Raw genomic sequence first — 26,054 nt, forward strand, 5'->3', positions numbered from 1 at the left:
CTCAAGGAATCTGTAATAGTTTATGGGTTTGCAAACTCAGCTTCCATTGCGGATGCTGTTTGCAGAATTCAATTGCGAGACGCAAATTATCGTCTCTTAAAGGGCCATCCATGGCTTGTACAAAGTAATGTTCAAAATCAAGATTTGCATATGCTGCCATGTCCTGACCAAACTGCGGGATCACCACCTTGAGCTCACTACCCTTGCGCACGACCAGTTCTGAACCCATTTTAGGGCTGACACAAATCCAGTCCACACCTTCAGGCACAGGCAAAGTACCATTGGTTTCTATGGCAATCTCAAAACCCACTGCATGCATGGCATCAATCAAGGAAGCATCAAGTTGCAACAAGGGTTCGCCACCAGTAAACACCACATACTTACTTGCAGTATAGGCCACTGGCCACAAAGCATTGATCGTCGCAGCCAGCTCGGCGGCCAGCTTGAACTTGCCACCACCCTCGCCGTTTGTACCAACAAAATCAGTATCACAAAACTGACAAACCGCAGTTGACCTGTCTTCTTCGCGCCCCGACCACAAGTTGCAGCCAGAAAAACGACAAAACACTGCCGGGCGCCCGGCATGATTGCCCTCGCCCTGTAGAGTATAAAAAATTTCTTTGACGCTATAAGTCACGTCTTATTCCCGCATGATTGTCAGCAGCAACTTTAAAGGCTGCACAGGCAAGGCTTTTGACAAAGCCGCTCTCTTTTTAACTGCATGAAAAAATGCAGTATATGAAATTTAGTGCGTTTTTGGAACGCAAAAGGGACACATGATACCACGGAGTGCCATATTGGCCTTCTTGCTTCGACGAAACTCAGGGCTAATCGCCTGAGCCCTTTTGAAATTTTATCAAGAAAATATCAATTCCCCAAAATGAGCCAAGGCTTGCCTGACGTACCCAAAAAGAAAAAGCAAAGTCCGCTTACTTGGATTTACGCTCAGAAACTAGAATACTAGCAACTTCATTTGCAGTGTATTGCTTTGTACTGACAATTGCTGCTCCAGCACTATTTCGTAAATCGAGTCGCACACTTCCATCACCAAGGCTGGCAATAGTGATGTTTGAGCCATCCTTTGCATTTACTATATGAGGAACATCAAGGCCTTGTCGATTGACATCAGTTAATTCAAGATTAAATTCGGTGGTAACGATTTTGACCGGGTCAGGAGCTTGAATTGAACTTCGCGAATAGGTATTTGCTATCCCATTTACTAAATAGGAATATGAAAAAGTATTTGGATTACGATATCCACTTAGGTAGCGGCCATTTAATTCCTGATCCTGCGTATCATCAGCCATGCGGTATTTCAGCTTTTGAAAAGTTAAACTCTGCTGGAAGAGAATGCCGATGGTGTCACTGTCGAGCATACCAGAAAAAATAATCCCCTTCGACGTTGCACATTTATCAAACTCGAAGCGAATGGAGGCAAAATTTTTGATTGTGCCACCGTTGGGGCAAGCTATTATTGCCGACGTCGACCAGTCCGCAAGCAATCGAAAATCAAGAAGCAACTGCATTTCCTTCACAGTGCGGTATTGCTCCAGCAGATAAGTTGCAAATAGCCGATCAAAATTACTGGCATTTAGCTCCTTCACGATCACCTGCTCACTTGGCGCACTACCCTGGCTACCACCGCCGCAAGAAGCGAATGCGCAGCAAATGAGAATTGACAGACTGAATTTACGGAATAAGGTCATAGGGTTAGTGTAGTGAGCAAAAACGTATGAATTTAAGGCCTGACTAGATCTGCGTAAAACTGCTCCGACACAGTCGCGCCACCTGGTGGCAGATGCGTACAGTCTATAGCAATGCGCCAGAATATAATTTTTACGCGCGATTCCCGAAGGGCATAAACTACATCAAAATACTATCATCTATAGATATATGGAACACGTATTTTTGACAATAAATATTGCCAGACCAAAAATGCAAAAGCCCGCAATGACGCGAGCTTCCGGGGTGTTTCGTGCTTTTAGTTGCCTGATGTTGCCAGACCTAAAATCATTCCCATTCTATCGTCGCAGGCGGCTTGCCTGAAATGTCATAGACAACGCGGTTGATGCCGCGCACTTCGTTAATGATGCGGTTGGACACCTTGCCCAGTAACTCGTGCGGCAAATGTGCCCAGTGGGCGGTCATGAAGTCCTGGGTTTGTACGGCCCGCAGGGCAACTACATATTCATAAGTACGGCCATCGCCCATGACGCCGACGGATTTAACCGGCAGGAATACAGCGAATGCCTGGCTAGTGGCGTCATACCAGCTTTGCGGCTTTTCCGCATGCGGGTCGACATAGGTGCTACGCAATTCTTCGATGAAAATGGCGTCAGCGCGACGCAGCAGGTCGGCGAATTCTTTTTTTACTTCACCGAGGATGCGCACACCCAGGCCAGGGCCAGGGAAAGGATGGCGGTAGACCATGCTGTGTGGCAGGCCCAGGGCAACGCCCAGTTTGCGTACTTCATCCTTGAACAGTTCACGCAGAGGCTCAAGCAATTTGAGGTTCAATGTGTCTGGCAAGCCGCCGACGTTATGATGGCTCTTGATGGTGTGCGAACCTTTTTTACCCTTGCCCGCACTTTCGATGACGTCTGGGTAAATCGTGCCCTGTGCCAGCCATTTGGCATTGCTCAACTTGCCAGATTCAACCTGGAAGACTTCAACAAATTCGCGGCCTATGATCTTGCGTTTGGCTTCTGGATCACTAACACCGGCCAAGTGGCCCATGAATTGTGCAGTCGCATCAACGTGGATGACTTTGACGCCGAGGTTGTTGGCAAACATTTCCATGACCATCTTGCCTTCGTCAAGACGCAGCAGGCCGTGGTCTACGAATACGCAGGTCAGCTTGTCGCCGATGGCGCGGTGTATCAAGGCTGCTGCCACGCTGCTGTCCACTCCACCGGACAAACCAAGGATGACTTCATCATCACCCACCTGGGCACGTATGGAAGCAACGGCCTCGGAGATGTAGTCAGGCATGTTCCAGTCTGATTTGCAGCCACAGATTTCATGCACGAAGCGGCCAAGTATGGCTTCGCCTTGCAGGGTGTGAGTTACTTCCGGGTGGAATTGCACGGCGTAAAAACGGCGCTCTTCATCAGCCATTGCCGCTATGGGGCAATTGTCTGTGGATGCCATCAATTTGAAACCTGGCGGCATTTCATTGACTTTGTCACCGTGGCTCATCCATACCTTGAGCATGCCATGACCTTCTGGAGTAACAAAGTCATTGATTTCTCGAAATAAGGCGGTATGACCGCGAGCGCGGACTTCGGCGTAGCCAAATTCACGTACCAGGCCATTTTCAACCTTGCCACCAAGCTGTTCTGCCATGGTTTGCATACCATAACAAATACCAAATATAGGCACTCCGGCTTCATAGACGGCAGCAGGTGCACGAGGAGTATCACCCTCAGTCACACTGCTGGGGCCGCCGGATAGAATAATGCCGGCTGCGCCATAATTTTTGATGAATTCATCGCTGACATCATAAGGATGAACTTCAGAAAAAACACCTGCATCACGAACGCGGCGAGCGATCAATTGTGTGACTTGGGAACCAAAATCAAGGATAAGAATTTTTGAGTGCATAAATCAAATTATCATGTCAGGTTGCACAGGCGTAGCCTGGACAACACAATTGTTTCCTGCATTTCTGGCGGAAAGCAGGGCTTTTTCTGCAAGGCTAACTAAGGTTTCCGGTTCAGCTTCAGGGAAAATATCTGTCGATGCAGTACCAGCGCTGATTGTTAACGCAGCATTCACCGAATCGATATTTTCCGGGTGCATCATCACAGAGGCACGAATACGCTCTCCCACAGCCGTAGCAACCAGATGCGATGCACCTGGCAGAACAACCAACAGCAAATCGGTGCCGAAACGCCCCAGGGCGTCAAATGGCCGTACACAAGAGCGGATGCGACTAACAGTTTTTACCAGGATCATGTCGGTCGCGGCAACTCCATGCACTTCACGCAAAAATTCCATCTGATCAACGCTGGCGATCAGCAAGGCCAGAGGCTTCATGGCTTTGGCGCAACGCTCCATTTCCAGCTTCAATGAGCGAACGATGGCAGATTTGTTCCACGTACCCAACAGGGGATCGATCAAGGAATCGCGTTTTAGGTTGCGGTTTTGCTTGATGATTTCGAGTTGGCTCTGGTACAGGGCGCCAAAGGCCATTTCACGCTCAGCCATTGAAGCAAGATCAGATAACGATTGCCTTTCTTCGTCATCCAGGTCACGGGGCTGATAATCAATCAGGACAACGCTACCTATGAGCTGATTGGTATGATCAAAGATAGGATTGGAAGCAAAAAAACGTATGTGGGGCGCACCCACTACCATTGGGTGCTTCCCCAGATGCTCATGCAGAAGCAAATCAGGTATGACCAGAATCTCGTCGACCGGTGGTATCGAGTCACTGAACTCTGCTTCCATGTTAGTGATGGAATGAACCAGATATTCAAATCTGGCGCCAAGTTGCCCAAGGCTGATGAAACAGTTGGCTACATTGAACAACTTGATGCCGAGACGCTCAAACCGCCCCACGCGCAATTCCATCTTCTCTGAGACCAGGCGCTCAAAACCCGAGCTGACCGGTGTCGTCGTAGTCGGACTGGAACGCTCTAAGTTCGTTGACATACCACTCTCCGGACATCCTCAATTCGGGCCATGCATTACTCTTTAGTCAGCACGGTAATTCGGTGCTTCCTTGGTGATTTGCACGTCATGGACATGTGACTCACGCATACCGGCAGAAGTAATTTCAACGAACTCGGATTTGGTATGCAAGTCATCTATGGTCGCACATCCACAATACCCCATGGAAGAGCGTACGCCACCAACCAGTTGATACAGAATCGCCAGGACGCTGCCTTTGTAAGGCACGCGCCCTTCAATACCTTCTGGCACCAGTTTGTCAGCATTATTGGCAGCATCCTGGAAGTAACGATCGGCAGAACCATCTGCCATCGCACCCAGGCTGCCCATGCCACGATAAGATTTATAGCTACGTCCCTGGAACAGGATTACTTCACCTGGTGCTTCCTCAGTACCGGCGAACATGCTACCCATCATGACTGTAGATGCACCTGCGGCCAATGCCTTGGAGACATCGCCAGAAAAACGTACGCCACCGTCAGCGATACAAGGTACGCCAGTACCTTTGAGCGCATTGGCGACATTGGCAATCGCTGTAATTTGCGGCACACCTACACCAGCGACGATACGTGTAGTACAAATAGAGCCAGGTCCAATACCAACCTTGACTGCATCCGCACCATGCTCAACCAGGGCCAGCGCAGCAGCTGCCGTGGCTATATTGCCGCCGATGACTTCAATATGCGGGTAATTGGTTTTCACCCAGCGCACGCGATCCAGCACACCTTTGGAATGACCATGGGCAGTATCAACAACAATCACATCGACACCGGCTTTTGCCAACAGGTCTATGCGTTCTTCGTTATCAGGGCCAACGCCAACAGCTGCACCTACACGCAACTTGCCTTGCTCATCTTTGGATGCAAAAGGATGTTCTGTTGATTTTTGGATATCTTTGACAGTAATCAGGCCGCGCAGCTCAAATGCCTCGTTGACAACCAGCACACGCTCCAGGCGGTGCTTGTTCATCAGGCGCTTGGCCTCTGCAAGATCTGCTGATTCATTGACGAACACGAGTTTTTCCCGTGGGGTCATTTTGGCGCGTGCTTCTGCGTCCAGTTCTTCTTCGAAACGCAAATCCCGGTTAGTGATAATGCCAACTACCGTCTTGCCTTCAACCACAGGGAAGCCGCTGATACCGTGTTGCTGCGACAGCGCAATAACTTCGCGGATTTTCATGTTAGGCGGGATGGTGATGGGATCACGCAATACACCGGACTCGAATCGCTTAACCTTGGCAACTTCGCGGGCTTGCTCTTTTGCCGTCAGATTTTTGTGGATGATACCAATACCACCTTCTTGAGCCATGGCTATTGCCAGGCGTGCTTCGGTGACTGTATCCATCGCAGCTGATACCAGGGGGATATTCAGATTGATGTTGCGAGTCAATTTGGTCGCAAGCGAGGTATCTTTTGGGAGTATGTTCGAGTATGCAGGGACGAGTAGCACGTCATCGAACGTGAGTGCTTTTTGGAGTAAACGCATAGCATTTCCTATAGGCGCAAAACCGAATTATACAGAAAACTTGCGAAGTCGTCTTGCTCCGTGTAAAACTCTTGCATAATTCCATGTTTTTTGAAAGCACATCATGTTTATTACCCGCTTTGCCTGCTCCATCTTATTGACGACTATTTTCTGCGCCAGCGCCCAAGCTCAATATGTCTGGCTGGACGAAAAAGGCCACAAGCAGTATTCGGACATGCCGCCTCCTGCATCAGTCCCCAAGAGTAAGATACTCAAAGCGCCAGGTGGAATAGCCAAACCTACAACAACTGCCGCAGACGACAAACCAGCGTCAACTACTAGTGAAGCAACCCAAAAATTGGAAAAACCGGTCACAACAGCCAGTAAAAACGAGGACTTCAACAAACGCAAGGCCGAACAAGCTGAAAAAGATAAAAAAGCGGAAGAAGAAAAGACAGCAGCCGCGGACAAGGCAAAAAATTGCGACAGAGCCCGCGGCTACCAACAAACCCTGAATTCCGGGGTCCGCATAAGTCGCACCGATAAAAACGGTGAAAAAAGCTATTTGACCGATGCCCAGCGCGAGCAAGAGGCTGCTGACGTAAAAAAAGCATTGGCTGGCTGCTAAAAAACTGCTCGGGGCAATCCCTACTGGTTCTGAGCCTGCTTTTTAGCCCTGCGCCTGCGTGCTTCCATAGGATCGGCGATCAGGGGACGGTAGATTTCTATCCTATCCCCTGCGTGCAATTTGGCATCCAGAGTTTTCAGCTTGCCAAAAACCCCAACTTTGAGGACTGAAACCTCAATTTCAGGATGGATTTCGATAATGCCACTCTGCTCTATTACTTGCAGCACTGTGACATCAGGGGCAACCTGTAAATCCAGCAAGCTGATTTTGTCCATACCCGCATAACAGATCTGTACTTGCATGCTAGTATGCTCACCCATACAAAGCCTCGGCGCGTGCACAGAAAGAATCAACAAAGCTATTGGCGATCTTGGAAAAAACCGGACCTATCAGGTGTTCCAGCAATTTGCTGGAAAACTCATAGTTCAAATCAAATTCGATTTTGCAGGCATCTGCTCTTAATTCGGTGAATTTCCAGCATCCGGATAATTGCTTGAACGGCCCCTCCACCAGATTCATCTGCATGGAATGAGGGCGTTGATTGATATTGCGAGTTGTAAAATGTTGCCTCAAACCATGATAATTAATGGAGAGAGTGGCGACCAGCTCATGTTCAGTGCGCTCAGCCACCTTCACCTCACCGCACCACGGCAAGAATTGAGGGTAATTTTCAACTTGATCAACCAGAGCAAACATTTGCTCTGTGCTGTAAGCTACAAAAACTGTTTTATGTACAACTGCCATCAAGAAGAACCATTTGGTAGAATCACAGGTTCGCATTTTAACCGAGTCATAGACAGGACCAAAATGCATTCATGCATTTCCACACTCTAAATTGACCAATTTTCATCCTACATGAGCATCGCTGATAATAAAAAAGCATTCCACGATTACTTTGTCGAGGAACAATACGAAGCTGGCATCGTCCTGCAAGGCTGGGAAGTGAAAGCCATACGCGCAGGCCGCGCGCAGCTGAAAGAAGCCTATGTCATTGTCAAGAATGGCGAAATCTTCCTGTTTGGCGCCCATATCGGCGCCCTGCCAACCGCCTCCACCCATATTCATCCCGATTCTGTCCGCACTCGTAAATTATTGTTAAATGCGGCAGAAATCAGTAAATTGATAGGAAAAGTTGAGCGATCTGGCTACACCATGGTGCCGCTGAACCTGCATTTTGTTAAAGGACGAATCAAATGTCAGATCGGTCTGGCCAAAGGCAAGAAGCAACACGATAAGCGTGACACTGAGAGAGAGAAAGACTGGCAACGTGAACAACAAAAAGTCATGAAGCAAAACCGCCGTTAATTTTGCGGAATGACAAAGAAAGGATTAGCGCACGGGTTTATATAATTCGTGTCCGACATCCTGAATCTGGCGGCGCAATGCGCGCCGCTCTTCTGGGCTGAGTCGATTAGGTTTTTGGACATTTTCTGCAGCACCGCAAGCGCGTTCGCCTATCCGGCGTGCGTCACTACAACGCTCCAGCAAACTGCTTTTCTCACCTTGTTTATTAATTTGACGTTCACGTTGCTTGTCATCCTTGCGAACATTTTCGTCTTTAAGCTGTGAATTACCGGCATTGAAACGCCCCCACAAACCTGAGTCTCGATTGCCGTCTGCCAATGCGCTGCCCACCATTGCCAGCGACAGCATCAGGACAGAAATTTTTTTGTACGGTATATTCATTGACTTGAAAACGTGTGCACTTGCAGTGGCTTAGCTAATAATGCAAGCTAAAAATATAAACAAATTATTGCGGATTGCCATTCTATGCGTAAAAGCCCCTGACTTGCTAGCATCAAATTAGCTGATTTTAGTTTACGATAGTGATAAGAATTACGCAGTCCCATTCCGTAAAGTGTGTAACAGTTTGTAATTCAGAACAGTAATTTTGTATGCAAGCACATTCGATGACAGTACCATTAAGCCCATGAACACTACGCCCCCCACCACAGAATCCCCAAACACCAATTCCAGCAGCCCCAAGGCTAAAATTCTGGTTGTCGATGATGATCTGCGCTTGCGCGATTTACTACGCCGCTATCTGACAGAGCAGGGATTCCAGGTTGTCAGCGCTGAGAATGCCCAGGCCATGAATAAACTCTGGATACGTGAGCGCTATGACATGCTGGTACTGGATCTCATGCTACCGGGCGAAGATGGCCTGGCAATCTGCCGCCGCCTGCGTGGCGCTGGCGATAAAACGCCTATCATCATGCTGACCGCCAAAGGCGAAGAAGTTGACCGCATCATAGGCCTGGAGATGGGTGCGGATGACTATCTACCCAAACCATTCAGCCCACGTGAGCTCGTGGCCCGCATCAACGCTGTACTCCGCCGCAAAGCTCCTGATGAATTACCAGGCGCGCCTTCAGACGGCCCGCAAACCTTTGCCTTTGGTGACTTTGTACTTGATCTTGGTACGCGTACCCTGAAAAAACACAATGAGAATATCTCCCTGACTACAGGTGAATTTTCTGTACTTAAAGTCTTTGCCCGCCATGCCCGCCAACCACTGTCCAGAGAGAAGCTCATGGAATTGGCTCGTGGTCGCGAATACGAAGTATTTGACCGTAGCCTGGATGTACAAATTTCACGTCTGCGGAAACTGATAGAACCCGATCCCAGTAACCCACTTTACATTCAAACAGTATGGGGTCTGGGCTATGTCTTTATCCCGGATGGCCAGTCAAATTAACACTTTACCTAACCCTTACTTTTTGTTGTTATTTCTGTCAATTTTGAATGCGTGATTATCTGAACAGTCTAGAATGGCTAAAAAGCGGACTGTTCTGGCGCACCTTTTTCATGCTGGCCGCGCTCGTGACTGCAAGTATGATTGCCTGGATGTCAAACTTCCGCACCCTGGAAACCACACCAAGAGCACAACAGCTAGCGGCACAAATCGTATCCATCGTCACGATCACACGCGCCGCCCTCACTCACTCAGCGCCAGAAAAACGCCAGGAACTTCTGCGTGACCTGGCCACGAAAGAAGGCGTACAAATTTACTTGCTGGAAGACAGCGACCGCGTCGAAGAACCCGAGCTAACGCCTTTCTTTCTCGAATCCAGCCCTCTGATGAAAAAAGGACTGGGCAACAACACTCGCTTTGCCAGTCAGATAAATGGCATCAACGGCTTTTGGATCAGCTTTGACATTGAAGATGACCACTACTGGCTGAGATTGGAACAGAGCAGGCTTGATCCGCCCATAGGCCAGCAATTATTGAGCTGGGCCATACTCACCTTGTTCTTGACATTGTTGGGTGCGGCTATCATTTCCAAATTGATTAATGATCCTTTATCCCGCTTAAGCAATGCGGCACGAGCAGTCGCCAAGGGTAAGCAACCGCCGCCGCTACCGCAAAAAGGACCCAAAGAAATTCGCGAAACAAATCTCAGTTTCAATACCATGATGGAAGATCTGGTCAGGATAGAAACTGACCGCTCCATCATTCTGGCCGGCATTTCGCATGACTTGCGTACGCCACTGGCACGCATGCAACTGGAAGTTGAAATGGCCAGCCTGAGTGACGATGCCAGAACCGGCATGCAATCCGACCTGCAACAGATGGATGACATCATTAGCCAGTTTCTTGACTATGCCAAGCCACTGGACAAAGTCGAATTTGAGCGCATCAATGTCAGCGAAGTTATGCAACAAGTCATGGATGAAGCTTTTCGCTTCCAGAATCTGCGCTTGCGCACTGCCATTACCCCAGGTATCCATGTCAATGGCAACTTGACCGAGCTCAAACGACTGTTCAATAACATTGTAGAAAATGCCTGTCGCTACGGTAAAACATCAGGCTCCCCGGTGATTACTCTGGATGTACAATGCTCGCGCAAGAATAAGGATAGAAAGCTAGGCATACAAATTAGTTTCCGCGATCACGGTCAAGGCGTGGAAGAACAGGATCTTGTCCGATTATTGCGCCCATTCACTCGCGGCGATGCCTCGCGTAGCCAAGCCAATGGCTCAGGCCTGGGTCTAGCCATTGTTGACCGCATCATCAAAAGCCATGGCGGCAAATTGCGTATCTACAATCACGCTGAAGGTGGATTTGTTATTGTGATTGCACTGCAGGAAGCAAAAGAAACTTGAGCCCTGATGCACAGGCGTCACCTTCTTGTGGCAAAAACAACAGATTCACCCAGCTGAAATGTCGCACTTTCATTGGTAAAGAAGTTTTCGTTACTTTCGACAATATGAAGCAAGCCCCGTTTGAATTATACAAAGTCACAGTCGTAGTTTGTGAAACCTGCAAGTCACTGCTAGGCCAGCGATCGCTGTCACTATTCAATATGGCGCCCGCCCCCCAGACGAAATGGCAGGTATTTTCGACCATGGAATTGTGTTAGACATTGGCACAAATTCGTTGAATTCTCCGGCATCAAACAAAACGCCGCGCAATTTGCGCGGCGTTTTGCTTAGGCCCTGTTAAGCTTAACGATTACCGGCAAAAGCCAATTGAGTCGCTGCAATCTTGCTACCTTCTTCTGCCTGAACCGGAGCAGAGTCAGCGGGAATAGCTAATTCATAACTCATGTGCAAGCCAGTGTCCACTTTTTGCACTGGTGCCACTTGTTCCAGGACTGCTGTTTTTTGGGGGACTGCGCGCGAAGCAGCAGTGCCATTCAAGGCAAAATTATTGAAACCAGCAAAACCTGCAATACCAGCACACAGCAATAAACCTGCGATAACTGATGGACGAAGACGGAAGCGTTTTTGTACGTCGCCCTGCTGAAGTGATGCATCATAGGCCACACTGACTGGTGCTGCTGCCAACATTTGCTCAACCTGTTGACGCCATTCTTCTGATGTTTGCCTATTGCTAAGTAGTTTACTGATCAGCGCTTGAGCAAGTTGCTCAGCTTCCTGATGTTCCGCTTCCAGCGTTTGTTTTGCCATTTCTGCCTCAGCTTGCAACTCTTCTTGCTGCTGCTGAATTAGCAGCCTGTTTTGATCCTGCCACTCTCTGGCAGATGCCAAAGCTTGTTCAATGAAGGCTTGAGCAGCAGCTTGTTGCTCAGAACGTGTTTGCAGCATGGCTTGCAGTTCCGCTTCGTCGGCAGCTTGTTTTTCCAGTTGTGCTTGCAAGGCCGTTTCATCGGCAATGCGTTTGGCTGCCACATCTGCCAGTGCTTGTTGTTTTTGCTGAGTTTGTGTTTCAACAGCGCTCAATTGCTGTTGCAGCTCCTTTCGCAATGCTGCTTCGAGGGACAATTGTTCTTCCAGTTTGGCTTTCAAGGCACTTTGCTCTTCCATACGTTTGGCGATAGCTGCGTTGAGCACCTGCTCTTTTTCCAGGCGTTGTGCTTCGGCAGCCTCCAGCTTGGATGCCAGTTCAGCCTGCAACACAGCTTCCACTGCCAGAGCTTGCTCCGCTTGCTTGAGCATGGCATTTTCTTTCTCGACACGCTTAGCAAAGCTTGCGGCGAGCGCTTGCTCTTTTTCCAGTCTTTGTGTTTCAGCAACTTGAAGTTTGAATGCAAATTGGGCCTTCAATTCGGCCTCTGCAGCCAATGCTTGCTCGGCTTGGGCCAGCAGTGCATTTTCCTCATCAACACGGGCAGCGATAGCTGCAGCCAGAGCTTGTTCTTTTTCCAGCCGCTGCGCCTCCAGGGTTTCAAGCTGGCTTTCTTCCAATAATTTGGCGCGCAGTTCTGGCAATGATTGTTCATCGGCAGCGATTTGCAGGGCTGTTGCTTCTGCAATTTCTCGTTCCAGCGCCAGTTTTTCTTGTTCCAGTGCGTTAGCGACCAGCAGTTGTTCTGCGCGTTGTTTGCTTTGTTCAGCGAGTTCTGATTCCAGACGTACGCGTTCTTCTGTCGCCGTCATGACCAGACGTTCGGCTTCCATTTTTTCTTCAATGAGGCGCAAGGCATCCTGTGTCATTTGCAGGCTATCCATCTCCATCTGTTTTTGTTGCTGGATGGTGATGATCTCACGCTGTGCCAGTTCTGCGCGTTGCTGTTCTGCTTGTTGCAGGATAAACAATTCTTCTGCGCGAGTCTGTGCTGCTTCAGTGGCTTGTTGTTCGGATATTGCCAGTGCATTTGCCAGCTCAGTTGCTTCTTTTTCGCTTTGCAGTCTGGCCTGGATGGCAACATTGGCATCTTGCTCGGCATTAGCACGGATTTCACACAGGCTCAGGTATTCTTGCTCAGCCAGTTTGCGCTGTTCAGCTTCTTGCGCTGCTTTTTGTTCGGCAGCCAATTTTTGCTGCACCAGGCTCAATGCTTCAAGTTCGCTGGAGGCGCGCTGGTTTTCAGTCATCGTCAGAGCTTCTGCTTCGCGCAATCTGGTTTCTGTCGCTTCTGCTGCCAGACGCTGTGCTTCTGCATGTTCTGCAGAACGGGCCAGCAAAGCTTGTTCTGCATTGGCAAGGCGCAATGTTGCTTCCAGCGCTTCTTGTTCTTTATAGGCGCGTTCGCTTGCGGCTTCTGCAAATTCACGTTCTATGGACAGCTTGGCTTGCAGGGTGATTTCTGCTGATTCCTCCTGCTCCAGCTTAGTTTTCAGTTCGGCGCTGATTTGTTGTTCAACAGCGATTTTTTCCTGGCTGGCGCGGCTCAGCTCCAGCAACAAGGCGGTTTTTTCTTCGAGTGCAACAGCTGCCTGGCGTTTGATCAGTGCTTCCTGAGCTGCTTGTGCCAGCCATTGCTTTTCGGTTTCGTTGAATTTTTCTGCCAGTTCGCGTGCTTGTGCTTCAGCAGCGTGGCGCTCAGCAATCAACTTGTGCTGCGCTTGTTCTGCCACCAGGCGCGCTTCTGCCTCTGCTGTCGCTGCCAACTCAGCCTGTTGTTTGGCAGTCAGGCTTTCCAGTACCGCCTGTTCAGCAGCGACACGTTGTTGTTGTGCAACCAGCAATGCTTGCTCTTGTTGAAGACGTTGTGCCAGCAACTCAGCCATCAGGCTTTGTGCATCGGCATGGGCGGCCAGTTCCTGGAACAGGGCTTTTTCTGATGCCAGTGTAGCCTCAGTTGCGGCACGGATGACTTTTTCTGCGCGGGCACGGGCTTCAGCAAATTGCTGTGCTTCTGCCTCGCTGGACAAGCGACTTTGCACGTCTCCGTGTGCCTCTTGTTCAGCCTGCAATCTGGCTGCCGTGGTATCCAGCAAGGCCTGATCATTAGCCAGACGTTGTTGCAAGACAGCGTCAAGTTCAGCAACTTTTTTGTTCTTTTCAATGACCAGCTCATGCGCTTTATGCTGACTGGCAGCATAGGCTTGCGCCTGGATTTGCAATGCTTGTTCAGCTTGCAGTTTGGCGGCTGCCAACTCATTGGCTTCTTGCTCTGCCCTGGCCCTGACGGCTGCGGCTTGTGCATGTTGCTGTTCTGCTTTTGCTCTGGCAGTAGCCGCTTCTGTAGCGATTTTTTCTGATGCCAGTTTTTCTGCTGCTGCTTTTGCTTCCAGTTCAGCAGCGTCTGCTTTCTGTTTTTCCAGTCTGGCTTGTTCTTCCAGCGCCTGGGCTGCCTGTTGCTGAGACTTCGCTTTTCCTTGTTCAAGCTGCGCCAACTGGGTTGCAGCTTTTACCCTTGCTGCAGCGGCGGTTGCTGCTTGCTGTTCAGCCTTGGCTTGTTGATTGTTTTGTTCCAGCAGTTTTTTCTCTTCTGCTAATTTGCTTTCCATGGCAACACGCAAAGCTTGTTCAGATTGCAGACGGGCCAGATGCTGGTCGCGTTGCTCTTGCTCTACAGATGCCTTGGCTTGCAATTCTGCTGTCAGGCGTTTTTCTGCTTCCAGTTTTTGCTGGACCAGGTTCAAGGCTTTTTGTTCGGACTCTGCACGCAAGCGCAAGGTCTTGCCGAGTTCTTCAGCTTCAACGGCCTTGGTTTGTGCCAGTACCGCAGATTGTTTTTGCAGATCTGCATGTTCCTGCATTTTTTGCAGACGTATTTGTTCTGCAGCGATCATGGCCTGACGCGCTGCACGGGCTTCTGCCTCTTGTTGCTGGCGTGCGTTCAAAACATCGGTATGTTCGCGGTCAGCGTGGGCGCGGGCGATGACTTGCTCTGCGGCTGATTTTTCTGCTTCCAGTTTTTCTTGGGCAGCTCTGGCAGCTTGCTTTTCTGCTTCCAGATGCATTTGTTCTGCGCGTGCCATTTCTGTGGCTTGATGGCTTATCAGCAAAGCGACTTTAGCTGCCTTGCATTGGGCATCTTTTTGCAGTTCTGTTTGTTCGAGAGCAGTTTTTTCCGCATCCAGTGTAGCTTCCAGCGCCAGTCTTTCTTCGCGTTCAGCTTGCTCTCTGGCAGTGGCAATTGCCTTGGCCTCTTCTTCGGCGCGCAGCCTGGCTTCAGCTTCTTGCTGAGCGGCTTGTTCGAGTTGCAGTTTTTCCTGGGTCGCCTTCAGCACTTGTTGCACTGCATTGGCACGGCGACGCTCTGTCTGTAATTTTTCTTCCTGAAGTTCCATCGCTTTCACCTCGTCATTAGTGCGTTGCTGTTGGACGCGCAGAAGTTCGCTGGCATCTTGGTTTTTTCTGGCAGCGGCTGCGGCCATTTTTTGCTGCAATTCCACCTGCTCCATGGTTTTTTCCAGGTTCAGTTTTTCTGCCACGCATTCAGATTCCTGGGCTATACGACGTGCATGTTCTGCCTGCTCTTGCATGCGCAAGAGTTCTGCATGGGACAATTCAGCCTTAGCCATAGCTTCGGCTTCTTCTGTCATTTTGCGTTCGGCAGTCAATTTTTCTTGCAACGCAGCTGCGGCTTTTTGCTCTGCTGCTGCGCGCAATTTTTCAGCCATCATCAGTTCCTGGGCTTTTTTGGCTTTGTCAGCGGCTGCCAGGTTGGCGCGTTTCAGCAATTCAGCCTGAAAAGCGCTGGCACTCAGGGCTTGTTGTTCAGAATCAGCTTTTTCACGGGCATCTTGTACAGCTTGCTTTTCGATTTCCAGGCGCTCTTTAGCCAGTGTGGCGGCACGCTGTTCTTCGACAACACGTTGACGGGCATTGTCGGCAGCTTCCTGCTCTGCCAGACGGCGTTGACGGGCCTCTTCTGCCAATGCAGCTTCTGCAGCCTGTCTTGCCCTTGCTTGCAGGTCGGCTTGCTGCTCGTTTTCTATGCGCGTCATAGCAGTTGATTGCAGTTCGCGCTCTGCGCGTATGCGTGACTCGGTCACCATGCGGATTTTGTCTTCTGCTTCGCGACGGGCCTGTGCGGTGGCCGCAGCTATTTTTTCTGCCTGTTCGCGTTTATTAGCAGCGATGCGCAAGTCTTCTTCTGACTGCATGCGCAACTGTATGGCTTCTGCTGCTCTTCTTTCCGACTCCATTCTGGCCTGTGCAATTGCCTCTTGACCTTGCTCCAAAGCAACTCGTGCCAACGCATCTTCACGGGCGCGCAACTCTACTGGGGCGCGGTTGATAGCATATTCCAGCGCCATGGCTTCTGCCTGGTCGCGTTCTTTGCTGATTTGCAGGGATTCGCTGCGGACTTTGGCCAGCATTTCTGCAGTTTCGCGGGCTTCACGGTCGCGTTTTTCGCGTTCGCGTGCCAGTTCGGTGATACGCGCGTCAGCGCGGGCGCGTTCTTCTGCCTGTTGGCGGGCAGATTGTGAAGCGGCAAAGCGTTCTGCTGCCCAGTTGCGGGCATTGGCAGTTTGAGTAGCGAGCTTTTCTGCTTCTGCATGGGCTTGCGATGCCAGTTCTGACTCTGCTTTGAACTGGTGTTCAGCTTTTTCTATGGCTTGTTGTTCCAGTTTGGCGCGCTGCTCTGATTGTTCACGGGCCCGTGACTCTATCAGTGTGCGTTCTTGCAGATTCCTGGTTTCTTCAGCAGTGGCGGCGATTCTAGCCTCACTGGCGGCACGGGACTGGCGCTCTGCCATCAGTTTTGCCTGGGTGCCAGAGACAGCTTCTTGTTCCAGTGCCAGTTTGCGCTGTGCCAGTTCGGCGGATTCTGCTTCTGCCTGCGCTCTGGTTTCTGCCAATATCCTGGCTTGCGATTCTGCTTTGAACCTGGTTTCGGCTGCTACGGTGGCTCTGGCTTCTGCCTCCACTCGTGCGATGGCTTCACGAATACCTTTCACATCGATGCGGGTATTGGACTCAATTGCCTCTTCTGGTGGCAAATAATTGTCCTTGCGGTCGCCATGGCGATCGAGGGAGTAGTCTCCCAGAGATAATTTATTTAACAACGCCTGATTGCTGTCCATTTCTGCACTCCTGATCTGATAGTCGTTCACCGTCATTGCGGGCCCTGCCATGCCGGAACTTCTTATACTGAATTATCAATCAAGAAAAATTTGATGATGGCTGGAGCAGAAGTGGAAAAACACCTCAATTCCTGATTTATCCGTTTCCCTTAATGCTGGCTGGGACGTAAAATAGCGGTCAACTCAACATTGCCGGAGAATTACCTTGAACGAACTCGTTACCGAAATCAGACACCCACTGGTGCAACACAAGCTGACACTGATGCGCAGCAAGGACACGCCTACGGATAATTTCCGCCGCCTGCTGCGTGAAATCAGCCAGATGCTGGCCTATGAAGTCACCCGTGACCTGCCTATTGAACTGGTGAAGATTGAAACGCCGATCACGACGATAGACGCGCCCACCATCAGCGGCAAAAAATTGTGCGTGATCTCTGTCTTGCGCGCTGGAAATGGTATTCTGGATGGCATGCTGGATTTGCTGCCAAATGCCCGCGTAGGCCATATCGGCCTGTACCGTGACCCAGAAACACTGGAACCTGTCGAGTATTACTTTAAAGTGCCTGAAGATATCGCTGACCGACTGGTAATCGTGGTTGACCCTATGCTGGCAACTGGCAACTCAGCCGCCGCAGCCATCACCCGCCTGAAGCTGCGTGGCGCTACGACGATAAAATTCGTGTGCCTGTTGGCCGCACCTGAAGGCATCAAGGTCATGAACGCTGCCCATCCTGACGTACCTATCGTCACTGCGTCTATCGATGATCATCTGAATGAACACGGTTATATCGTGCCTGGCCTGGGCGATGCGGGTGACCGTTTGTTTGGCACCAAGTAATCGCTTTATATTAATAGTTTATAGTTTTTGAAGAACTTCACTGATGACGACCGTTGCCCGCTTCGTACCTGAATCCAAATTGCCCGAAGTGGGCACCACCATCTTCTCAGTGATGTCTGCACTGGCAGCCGATAAAAAAGCGGTCAATCTGGGCCAGGGCTTCCCTGACTTTAGCTGTGACCCTGCCCTGCCAACCATGGTAACGCAGGCTATGGCGGATAATTACAATCAATATCCCCCCATGCCAGGCATGCCGCAATTACGCGAGCAGATAGCTGCCAAGATCAAAAGCATCTATGGTCATGCCTATGATGTGAATACTGAAATTACAGTCACAGCTGGTGCCACCCAGGGTATTTTGACGGTATTACTGGCCTGTGTGCATGTTGGCGATGAGGTCATTGTCATAGAACCAGCGTATGACAGCTACGTACCCAGCATCAAGCTGGCAGGCGGCATACCGGTATTTGTCAGCATGGAACTGGGTGCGGATGGCTACACCATCCCCTGGGACAAAGTCAAAGCCAGCATCACGGACAAGACCCGTTTGCTCATGCTGAATTCGCCACACAACCCGACCGGGTCGGTATTGAGTGTAGTTGATATTGCAGCCTTGACCGACATCGTGCGCGACACCAAAGTCCTGATAGCGTCGGATGAAGTCTATGAACACATGGTGTTTGATGGGGGGCGACACGAATCATTGTCGCGCTACCCTGAACTGGCAGAGCGCAGCTTTATCATTTCCAGCTTTGGCAAAACTTATCATGTCACTGGTTGGAAGGTCGGTTACGTGACGGCACCGGCAGCGTTGATGGCAGAATTCCGCAAGGTCCATCAGTACAATGTTTTTACCGTCAACACGCCCATGCAGGTAGGACTGGCGCAGTATATGAACAATCCTGCGCCTTATCTGGAACTGCCGGATTTCTATCAAAAGAAACGCGATCTGTTCAGGACGGGCTTGGCCAACTCTCGCCTGCGTCTGTTGCCATGTGCTGGCACGTATTTCCAGTCGGTTGATTATTCAGCAGCTTCCAACATGACAGAACTGGACTTTGCCCGCTGGCTGACGACTGAAATTGGGGTAGCCGCTATTCCCGTATCCGCGTTTTATAAGCAAGGCAAAGAATCGGGCATAGTGCGTTTTTGCTTTGCCAAGCAAGATGCAACTCTGCAAGACGCTTTGCAGCGCCTGCAGAACATTTAGCTGCATCAATCTCAAATTTAAGCCAATTCAAGTCTTGGCTTTATCTTCCGAGATGTTTTTCAATAAAGACCACACCATCCCACCCAGCAAAAGCAAACCAACACCGAGTGCCGCCCATAGCCAGGGCTTATGTTCTTTAGCCGGCACTTTCTCAGCAGGTTTGCTTGCCACCTGCGGTGCGACATAGTCGGCAATCTCAACACTGGCGATATCTGCCTGCACAGGTTGACTCACATCCATTTTGGGAATCAGGGTTGTCAGTGGCAATGCTGCGCCCTCTTTGTTTTCGACTCCCCACTGGAGTTGATACGGTGGCTTGCCACGCGCCAGAAACACCAAGCGGCGCGGCAGGCTGGCGATTTGTATTGCAGGTGCAGTTTTACCCAGCATATTGAAAGGGCCACTGGTTTGCAGGCGCAAGGCTTTATAACTGGCACCATCCATCAACAAGTCGGGTGACTTTGCTTCACCATTAGGCAGATTGATTTTGTATACCAGACTTTCATTGAGCCAGACACGTCTGTCTTCCTGCACTTGGGCTGCACGCTTTTGATGTCTCAAGACATGCAAGGGATACAAAGGACTATGTCTGTGATGGTAGGAAGAGACAGGTGCAATTGCAGCCAACTGCCCTAGCACCGTCACATTTGCCAGAGTATTCACCTCACTCACCAGCAAACGCAAGCTGTCTATAGGCGTATTTTCAGGAAGGGCATAATCACAGTGAGTGCTGCTACAAGCCTGTGCCGCAATTGGCTTACTCCATTGCAACACCGGCGGCACATACACTTCTTGCTGACTATCGACTGATACACTTTCTATCCACGGGGCGGTGTCTGGATTACTCCAGCGCAAACGCAAATACCTTGTAGCGACATGATGCAGCCTGATATCCAGATTTTGCAACAGCGAACCCTGATGCCGCAACTGCACCAATTGTTCGCTACTGAGTGACTGCCAGTTTTTCAGGTCATCGCTGCTTTCCAGCGTGAAAGCGAACGTGCCATCTGCGTTGTCGGCGATCTTGAACTTGGCTTGCAATAAACGCCCCTTGACCCTACTGACATCCAGTATCCAGGCAGGAACCGGGTTATGTTTACTGATTTGCCAATTCGATAAAGGTGTCAGCGTACCATCCCTGTTTTGCCTGAAGCTGCTAAAACTGCTGCTTTGTATATCCTTTAAAGGAAAGGCGCTTATTGCATTGCTTTCTAGTTGAGCATTGGTAGTAGCTATATCTGTCCAGGCGAAAGGCAAAAAAACACCCTCGGCATTGCGTACCCTGAGGTCATGCAAGTCAGGATGCAGGCTGCCTGGATAAATCCTGACAGGTATGTCCAGCAAGAAGTAGGGGCCAACTCCTTTGGTATCGATGGTGGCATGCAGTACCTGCGGATTGGCGGCTTGCACTGCCAGGACAACGGTCAGGTTTGCTGCTGCCAGCATTGACAATTTTGCGATTGCACGAATCATACTCATTGCGCCTGCTCCTGATCTTTTACTTGGTCCGGCTCTGAGGCTTGCGCTTCTTTGGGCTTCACTGGCACTGGTGCAAAATAACCGACCACCAGCAACAAAATGCCGACGCCGATGAAAGAGACGATACGGTACAAGCCGCCACGATCAGCCAGCTCTATCAGGAACAGCTTCAAGACCACAACACCCAGCAAGGCTGCACCGGCAATCCAGATACCGCGTGACATGCGGCGATTACCAAACAACATGACCGCCACGCCACAAATTGCCCAGGTAATGGAAACAGCCGCCTGACTCAGGCGTGATGCAAACAAGGCATCGGCATCCCACGGTACACCAGCGAAATGGTGGCAGCTACGCAAGACCATGCCCGTCAACAAAGCCAGGGCAGTAGCGGCAGCCATTGCTGTCGCAGCATATTTCGTATCTGTCTTGAGCGCTGCCGCAGGTAAAGCGCGCCACCAGTGCAATAAGGACGCCAGCACCAGCCATTGCCCCAATTCCAGCGGGTTCAGCAAAGGCAGATAAGGCAAGGGACTGGCATCACCGGCACTGAAGGCATTGGTCATCCAGCACCAGGCCAGCAAATACAGGGCAACGGGCGCGCAGGCCTGTTCTATATACGCTTTACGATAAGAATTAAGCGGCCATCTGGCTGCCAGCGGTTTCGCACCAATGAACCAGAAGACCAGGGCAGGAACCAGCACCCAACCCAGCAATGGCCAACTTGACCAGGTGTCAGCCAGTGGCGCAAGGCGTGCCTGCCCTTCGCGGGCAGCTAATAACAGGAAGAACCAGAAACCGACTATATGCGTCAGGCTCAAGAGTCGCGGCCATGCTGTCATCCAGCTTTGCTGCTTTTTCAGTATTTGCAAATGCCAGGCCAGTGCCAACGGCCAAGCCAGCCAACCCAGGTTTGCCGATGGCAAGTAAAGACTATCCGTACTCACCGCACCTATCAGGCCAGCAAAAATCAATAGTGGCAAAGTGACGATGGTGGCAAAACCCATTTGTGGCCACTTGCGCCATGCAGCCAGTGCCGCCATCAGGACTGAGCTGCCCAGACCTATCACAATGGCGACAGTTGAAGAATAATTGCGGTCATCTGTACGTACCAGAGTTTCCAGGCTTTCTGGGAACCAGGCAGTTAACCACCATGCCAGACCCCACACAATAGGCAAGCCCAAAGCCAGCTTACTGTTACACCAAGGGTTAAGCCAGACAGATGGACGTTTTTGTACGGGCGTGTCTGAATTGGTAGTATTCGCCGCATTGCCAAATCCACCCAATTCCAGTAACACCGCTCGCATTCTGGCAGCCTCGGCGCGGATAGCATCAGCGCTGAACCAGGCGGACATAGCCAAAGACAAAGGTACAAGAAAGCCCAGATGTCCAAAGGCAGTACCCTGATACTTGCCAGGCTCCAGCAAACACAAACCGGCAGAAATGATTTGCAAGACTGCAGCAAAACCCGCCAAGGCGCCATGCGACATGCGCAATCCCACCCACAGCAAGAGACAGGAAGTTAATGGCCAGATCAATGATGCCTGTGTCAGGTTAATAGCAAACAACATGGCCAGATGCAGCAAACCACTACCACTGATGATGGCCAATTGGTTCCAGATTGACCAGTCAGGTGGCAAGGACTGCGCTTGTGCCGCCCGTTTGGTCGCCACCATGGAGTGACCCGCACTAAACAGGATGCTGCCAGCGATGATAATGGCTGCCAGGCCACCTTTCCAGCCATCTTCCAGCGCAGCATTACCACTGGCGGCGACATGCAGAGTCATCATGAATGACAGCAGCCCAGCTGCCTGCAAAGTGGCAGAGATATGTTCAAACGCCTTCAACGCATATCGACGGGCAATTGACGATACCAGCAAGGCCATGACGGCCAACGCCGCAGCCGCAAATTGCGGTGTCAAGAGTATCCAGGGCAACAACGCCAGCGACGCAACGCCAAGCCAGGGTAAAGCGGCATTTGGAGTGGTTTCCCAGCTAGAAATATTCTCTGGCTTTGCTTTTCTGTGCAAATTCCAGACGACAAAGCAGCTTATTGCCAGTAAGACTGGCCCCAGCAAACCGCCCTGCAACAGCGGGCCGCTAGCCTCGGGATTGACGTAAATACCGTGCAAGAGCTTGTAAGCCGCACCGACCATGACCACGTAAGCAAAGCCACGCGCATAGGGGCGTTGCTGACGTATGCCCAGCCAGTACATGCCTGCGCCCTCGATTGCCCAGGCCGCACCTGTCCATGTACCCTCCAGCCCCAGCGGGATCGCCAGCGTGGCAAAGATGGCGGCAACTATGACATAGGCCTCAGCCAGCAAAGCCAAGCCTTGCCGTGCTTTAGAAAACACAAATCTGGCCAATAGCAAATAAAAGAAGCCGACCGCCAGAGCAGAAAAGGCGGCGCCAAACTCGGTATGCTTGACCATCATGTATTGCATGCCAAAAGCGGTAATGGGATTGCCAAATACCAGGGCACTATCGACCCGCCCTACCCGCTTCAGGGTAGCCAGCGGTCCTTCTTCAACTTCTGCTTCTTTCAGTGTCCGGCGGGCAAACAGCAAGCCTATCAAGGCAAACAAGACAAAGAAGAAAATCAGGAATGGCTGAACAATGCCGTACTGACTATCGGTATAGCTTCGCTCTGCCCAACCCAATGCCAGGGCGAAGGTGCCAACAAAACCGATCAGGTTCAGCACACGCCAGGCATTGAACCAGGCAACCACGAAGATACCGATATCCAGCACCGCCAAATAAGTGAACAAACCCAGCGGACGGTTTTCACCGGTGGAAATCAAAACAGGTGTAGCAAAACCTTCGATAGCCGCAACAATGGCCAGCACTGGAGCATTTTGCAGCACCGCCAATATGGCACTCAGCACCGACACCATGAACATGAAACCAAAACCGACTTCAGGAGAAATCAAGGTATGTAATTTCATCGCTGATAACGTGGTCAGATAAAACACACCTATCGCCATACCCTGCAAGATCAAGGCATAGTCTCTGCGCTTGTTGCGTAAGAACCAGCCCAGCGCCAGCAATGCCACGCCAGACAGAGCCACTCCGGCATAACGTAATTCCACAGGTACAGTAACCCGTTCAGCGGTATAGCGCAGCAAGAAAGCGAGGCCCAGGAATAAGATCAATACTCCGACCTTGACAAGGGCATTACCACCAAAAATAAGTTTCGCCAAAGGCGCTGGCAAACTTTCTTGCAAAGACTTGGGTGGCGGCGGAGGTGGACGCTTTACTACTTCAGGTTTCGTGGCAACGGTATTAACTGGCACTTCAACCTTGGTAGCAACAACAGGCGGACTAGCCTCGGATATGACTGGAGGATTTTGTGCAGAGACAGTATCGTCAAGAGATGTCAGTTGCAAATCCAGAGGATCCAGATCCACCTGCTCTTTGGCAACAGGCAGAACCAAATCTGGCTGTGCGCTGAGTTCTATAGCCGGTGGCGCAGGCAGGCTCAAACTTGCATCATTGATTTTTGTTGCAGCCAAGGATTGCTGAGTTTTCTCTTCAACAAATGGCTCATGAGATCGCTCACTAGCAACTTCTGCATTTTTGCTGACGACACCACCAGCTTTAAGCTCTGCCATTTCGCGCTCTAGCGTTTGCAATCGGTGTTCGAGCTTAAAGATTTTTTGGCGCATTTCCGCCAATCCATCAGTCCCGGTATGTTGATTTGAGGGAGGTGGTGATTGATGGACAGTAGCATCGACTTTGCGCGAACGCCCAATCAGATGGGCAACAAAGCCGCCGATTACTGCAAAAAAGAACATGGCCGCACCTGAACCGGTCGCCACCCCCAACACAAAGCCTATGATTGCGCCAACAAACCACATAGATTATTTCCTTGAATACACAATGCCAATGAGGCTAACGACAGACTGTAAGGAAATTTCTAAAGACTTGCAATACTTATATCGCTGTCTGCATTGGGGAATCGTTACTAAAATACATGTGCCGTATTTTCAGTTCATCCGAATACAGAACAAATACATCCAGGCATTTGGAAATGAACTGGCATATGGGCTTACAGTCAGTTACAAACATTGTATAGCTTACGGCTTGATCTGTTTTTGCGCCAATTCCTTATCCAACTGATCGATACGTAATTTGCGCTGCAGTGCCTTGGCTTCCAGAGCAATTCGTTGCAGGGACACGATGTACAGGCGACGCTGCAGTTTGACATCACTAAGGCAATCGTTGACAAAAAAAGTCTGATGACAAGCTCGTTCTGACTGCTCATACCAGCTTTGCAAGCGCAGTTGCGCTGCATTACTTTCTTTCAATGCGATCTCTGCTTGTTCTGAGGTGGTGATGCTACCTGCTGCATATTTTTGATCCAGGCTGACAGTCAAATTGGCAATTAACGTCAACTCATTACTACCTGGCATGGCCAGCACATGTGCAGCAAGCATCATTTGCACGAGCAATGCGAGAGTGACAGACAATAGACGATTCATTAAACAATACTCTCCGCAAGTTGGCGTTGATCAGCATCCATGTATTCTTTTGATTGCATTTCTATAATGCGGGACACTGTTCTGTGGAATTCATTAGACAAGGTACCGTTGGTATAAAGTTCCTCAGGCGGCACTTCTGCGGACATAATTAATTTGACCTTGTTGTCATAAAACACGTCTATCAACCAGGTGAACCGCCTGGCCTCGGACGACATGGCTGCTGACATGCGCGGAATTGAAGACAATATCACTGTATGAAAGCGACTTGCGATTTCAAGATAATCATTCTGTGAACGCGGACCACCACAAAGCGTGGCAAAATCAAACCAGATAACGCTGCCGGCACGACGCAGTGACTTCAGATTACGGCCTTCAACATCAACATGCGGATCTTCATCGCTGGTTTCTGCAACACGTGCAAAACTGTCACGCAATGCCTTGTCAGTAGCGGCATTGAGTGGCGTCATGTAAGCCTGTACTTGCTCCAGTGCGCGCTTGCGATAATCATTACCAGAATCCACGTTCAGGATATCAAGCTTTTCTTTCAGCAAGGCGATGGTCGGCAACATGCGGTCACGGTGCAAGCCATCAGGATACAAGGTATCAGGCTGGTAATTGGATGTCATTACGAAGGACACCCCATTTTCAAACAGGGCATTGAGCAGGTTGTACAGCAGCATCGCATCTGCCACGTCTGAGACATGGAATTCGTCAAAACAAATCAGACGGTATTTTTTTGCGATTCTGCGGGCGACTTCATCCAGTGGATCTGCCACTCCTTTGAGCTCATCTAACTGCCTGTGCACGGCACGCATGAATTCGTGGAAATGCAGACGGGCTTTCCTGACGACGGGCACAACGGAAAAAAAACTGTCCATCAAAAATGACTTGCCGCGCCCTACTCCACCCCACATGTAAACGCCACGTGGCACTTCAGGGCGGGTAATCAAGCGCGTCAATCTATTTGCGCGCTTACCCTTATACTCCACCCATTCTTCATAGGCCGTCTGCAAACGGTCAACCGCACGCTTTTGTGCTTCGTCGGCCTGAAAACCGCGTTGACTCAAGGCATCCTGATAATACTCTATGACATTCATGGGCGAGGGA

Annotated in this window: 19 protein-coding genes; 6 read left to right on the forward strand and 13 right to left on the reverse strand. The window is 50.4% G+C overall.

Going from position 1 to position 26,054, the window contains the following annotated elements:
* Nucleotide 1 precedes the first annotated feature (1 nt).
* The 5 genes from queE to guaB form a co-directional block, all read right to left on the reverse strand.
* Nucleotides 2-637: a 7-carboxy-7-deazaguanine synthase gene (gene queE, locus H8L47_RS01960; RefSeq protein WP_186951551.1), complete on the reverse strand. Its 636-nt coding sequence runs from the start codon at nucleotides 635-637 to the stop codon at nucleotides 2-4.
* A 292-nt stretch (nucleotides 638-929) separates the two neighbouring features.
* Nucleotides 930-1,706 (reverse strand): hypothetical protein, encoded by a 777-nt coding sequence (locus H8L47_RS01965; protein WP_186951552.1) that lies wholly within the window; start codon nucleotides 1,704-1,706, stop codon nucleotides 930-932.
* Nucleotides 1,707-2,010: 304 nt separating this feature from the next.
* On the reverse strand, nucleotides 2,011-3,603 hold the full coding sequence (gene guaA / locus H8L47_RS01970; RefSeq protein WP_186951553.1) for a glutamine-hydrolyzing GMP synthase: 1,593 nt from the start codon (nucleotides 3,601-3,603) through the stop codon (nucleotides 2,011-2,013).
* A gap of 3 nt (nucleotides 3,604-3,606) precedes the next feature.
* The gene (locus H8L47_RS01975; RefSeq protein WP_186951554.1) at nucleotides 3,607-4,656 is read right to left on the reverse strand and encodes a GGDEF domain-containing protein; all 1,050 of its coding nucleotides are present in this window, start codon (nucleotides 4,654-4,656) and stop codon (nucleotides 3,607-3,609) included.
* Between the two features lie 42 nt (nucleotides 4,657-4,698).
* The gene (gene guaB, locus H8L47_RS01980; RefSeq protein ID WP_186951555.1) at nucleotides 4,699-6,159 is read right to left on the reverse strand and encodes an IMP dehydrogenase; all 1,461 of its coding nucleotides are present in this window, start codon (nucleotides 6,157-6,159) and stop codon (nucleotides 4,699-4,701) included.
* A 103-nt stretch (nucleotides 6,160-6,262) separates the two neighbouring features.
* Between guaB and H8L47_RS01985 the strand changes: the two genes are divergently transcribed.
* Complete coding sequence (locus tag H8L47_RS01985) at nucleotides 6,263-6,766, forward strand: DUF4124 domain-containing protein (RefSeq protein ID WP_186951556.1); 504 nt, start codon at nucleotides 6,263-6,265, stop codon at nucleotides 6,764-6,766.
* Between the two features lie 20 nt (nucleotides 6,767-6,786).
* On the opposite strand, the gene H8L47_RS01990 is transcribed toward H8L47_RS01985, so the two are convergent.
* Together H8L47_RS01990 and H8L47_RS01995 are read right to left on the reverse strand one after the other, a co-directional pair.
* Nucleotides 6,787-7,068: an RnfH family protein gene (locus H8L47_RS01990; protein WP_230413542.1), complete on the reverse strand. Its 282-nt coding sequence runs from the start codon at nucleotides 7,066-7,068 to the stop codon at nucleotides 6,787-6,789.
* A gap of 10 nt (nucleotides 7,069-7,078) precedes the next feature.
* Nucleotides 7,079-7,510, reverse strand: a complete 432-nt coding sequence (locus H8L47_RS01995; protein ID WP_186951558.1) for a type II toxin-antitoxin system RatA family toxin — start codon at nucleotides 7,508-7,510, stop codon at nucleotides 7,079-7,081.
* Nucleotides 7,511-7,621: 111 nt separating this feature from the next.
* Here H8L47_RS01995 and smpB point away from each other — a divergent pair, with 111 nt between their 5' ends.
* Nucleotides 7,622-8,071 carry an SsrA-binding protein SmpB gene (gene smpB / locus H8L47_RS02000; protein WP_186951559.1) on the forward strand — a complete coding sequence of 150 codons (450 nt, stop codon included), beginning with the start codon at nucleotides 7,622-7,624 and terminating at the stop codon, nucleotides 8,069-8,071.
* Nucleotides 8,072-8,095: 24 nt separating this feature from the next.
* On the opposite strand, the gene H8L47_RS02005 is transcribed toward smpB, so the two are convergent.
* Nucleotides 8,096-8,452: a hypothetical protein gene (locus H8L47_RS02005; RefSeq protein WP_186951560.1), complete on the reverse strand. Its 357-nt coding sequence runs from the start codon at nucleotides 8,450-8,452 to the stop codon at nucleotides 8,096-8,098.
* A 244-nt stretch (nucleotides 8,453-8,696) separates the two neighbouring features.
* Here H8L47_RS02005 and ompR point away from each other — a divergent pair, with 244 nt between their 5' ends.
* Together ompR and H8L47_RS02015 are read left to right on the forward strand one after the other, a co-directional pair.
* Nucleotides 8,697-9,464 carry an osmolarity response regulator transcription factor OmpR gene (ompR, locus tag H8L47_RS02010; RefSeq protein ID WP_186951561.1) on the forward strand — a complete coding sequence of 256 codons (768 nt, stop codon included), beginning with the start codon at nucleotides 8,697-8,699 and terminating at the stop codon, nucleotides 9,462-9,464.
* A gap of 110 nt (nucleotides 9,465-9,574) precedes the next feature.
* Nucleotides 9,575-10,873, forward strand: a complete 1,299-nt coding sequence (locus tag H8L47_RS02015) for an ATP-binding protein (RefSeq protein ID WP_230413543.1) — start codon at nucleotides 9,575-9,577, stop codon at nucleotides 10,871-10,873.
* A 342-nt stretch (nucleotides 10,874-11,215) separates the two neighbouring features.
* Here H8L47_RS02015 and H8L47_RS02020 read toward each other — a convergent pair whose 3' ends face one another.
* Nucleotides 11,216-16,987, reverse strand: coding sequence for a hypothetical protein (locus H8L47_RS02020; protein WP_186951563.1), 5,772 nt, complete (start codon nucleotides 16,985-16,987; stop codon nucleotides 11,216-11,218).
* A gap of 154 nt (nucleotides 16,988-17,141) precedes the next feature.
* Between H8L47_RS02020 and upp the strand changes: the two genes are divergently transcribed.
* Both upp and H8L47_RS02030 read left to right on the forward strand, forming a co-directional pair.
* On the forward strand, nucleotides 17,142-17,774 hold the full coding sequence (gene upp, locus H8L47_RS02025) for a uracil phosphoribosyltransferase (protein ID WP_186951564.1): 633 nt from the start codon (nucleotides 17,142-17,144) through the stop codon (nucleotides 17,772-17,774).
* 43 nt (nucleotides 17,775-17,817) lie between these two features.
* Complete coding sequence (locus H8L47_RS02030; RefSeq protein WP_186951565.1) at nucleotides 17,818-18,984, forward strand: pyridoxal phosphate-dependent aminotransferase; 1,167 nt, start codon at nucleotides 17,818-17,820, stop codon at nucleotides 18,982-18,984.
* Between the two features lie 27 nt (nucleotides 18,985-19,011).
* On the opposite strand, the gene H8L47_RS02035 is transcribed toward H8L47_RS02030, so the two are convergent.
* The 4 genes from H8L47_RS02035 to zapE all read right to left on the reverse strand — a co-directional run bounded on the left by H8L47_RS02035 (nucleotide 19,012) and on the right by zapE (nucleotide 26,044).
* Entirely contained in the window at nucleotides 19,012-20,463 is a 1,452-nt protein-coding gene (locus H8L47_RS02035; RefSeq protein WP_186951566.1) for a DUF3999 family protein, read from the reverse strand.
* Complete coding sequence (locus H8L47_RS02040; RefSeq protein WP_186951567.1) at nucleotides 20,460-24,323, reverse strand: DUF2339 domain-containing protein; 3,864 nt, start codon at nucleotides 24,321-24,323, stop codon at nucleotides 20,460-20,462. Before H8L47_RS02040 ends, H8L47_RS02035 begins: the two co-directional genes overlap by 4 nt.
* A 219-nt stretch (nucleotides 24,324-24,542) precedes the next feature.
* Nucleotides 24,543-24,947 (reverse strand): hypothetical protein, encoded by a 405-nt coding sequence (locus H8L47_RS02045; RefSeq protein ID WP_186951568.1) that lies wholly within the window; start codon nucleotides 24,945-24,947, stop codon nucleotides 24,543-24,545.
* Nucleotides 24,947-26,044, reverse strand: a complete 1,098-nt coding sequence (gene zapE / locus H8L47_RS02050; protein WP_186951569.1) for a cell division protein ZapE — start codon at nucleotides 26,042-26,044, stop codon at nucleotides 24,947-24,949. Before zapE ends, H8L47_RS02045 begins: the two co-directional genes overlap by 1 nt.
* Between the last annotated feature and the right edge of the window lie 10 nt (nucleotides 26,045-26,054).

Source organism: Undibacterium umbellatum, from assembly GCF_014284125.1.
In the GTDB taxonomy this organism is placed as follows: domain Bacteria; phylum Pseudomonadota; class Gammaproteobacteria; order Burkholderiales; family Burkholderiaceae_D; genus Undibacterium; species Undibacterium umbellatum.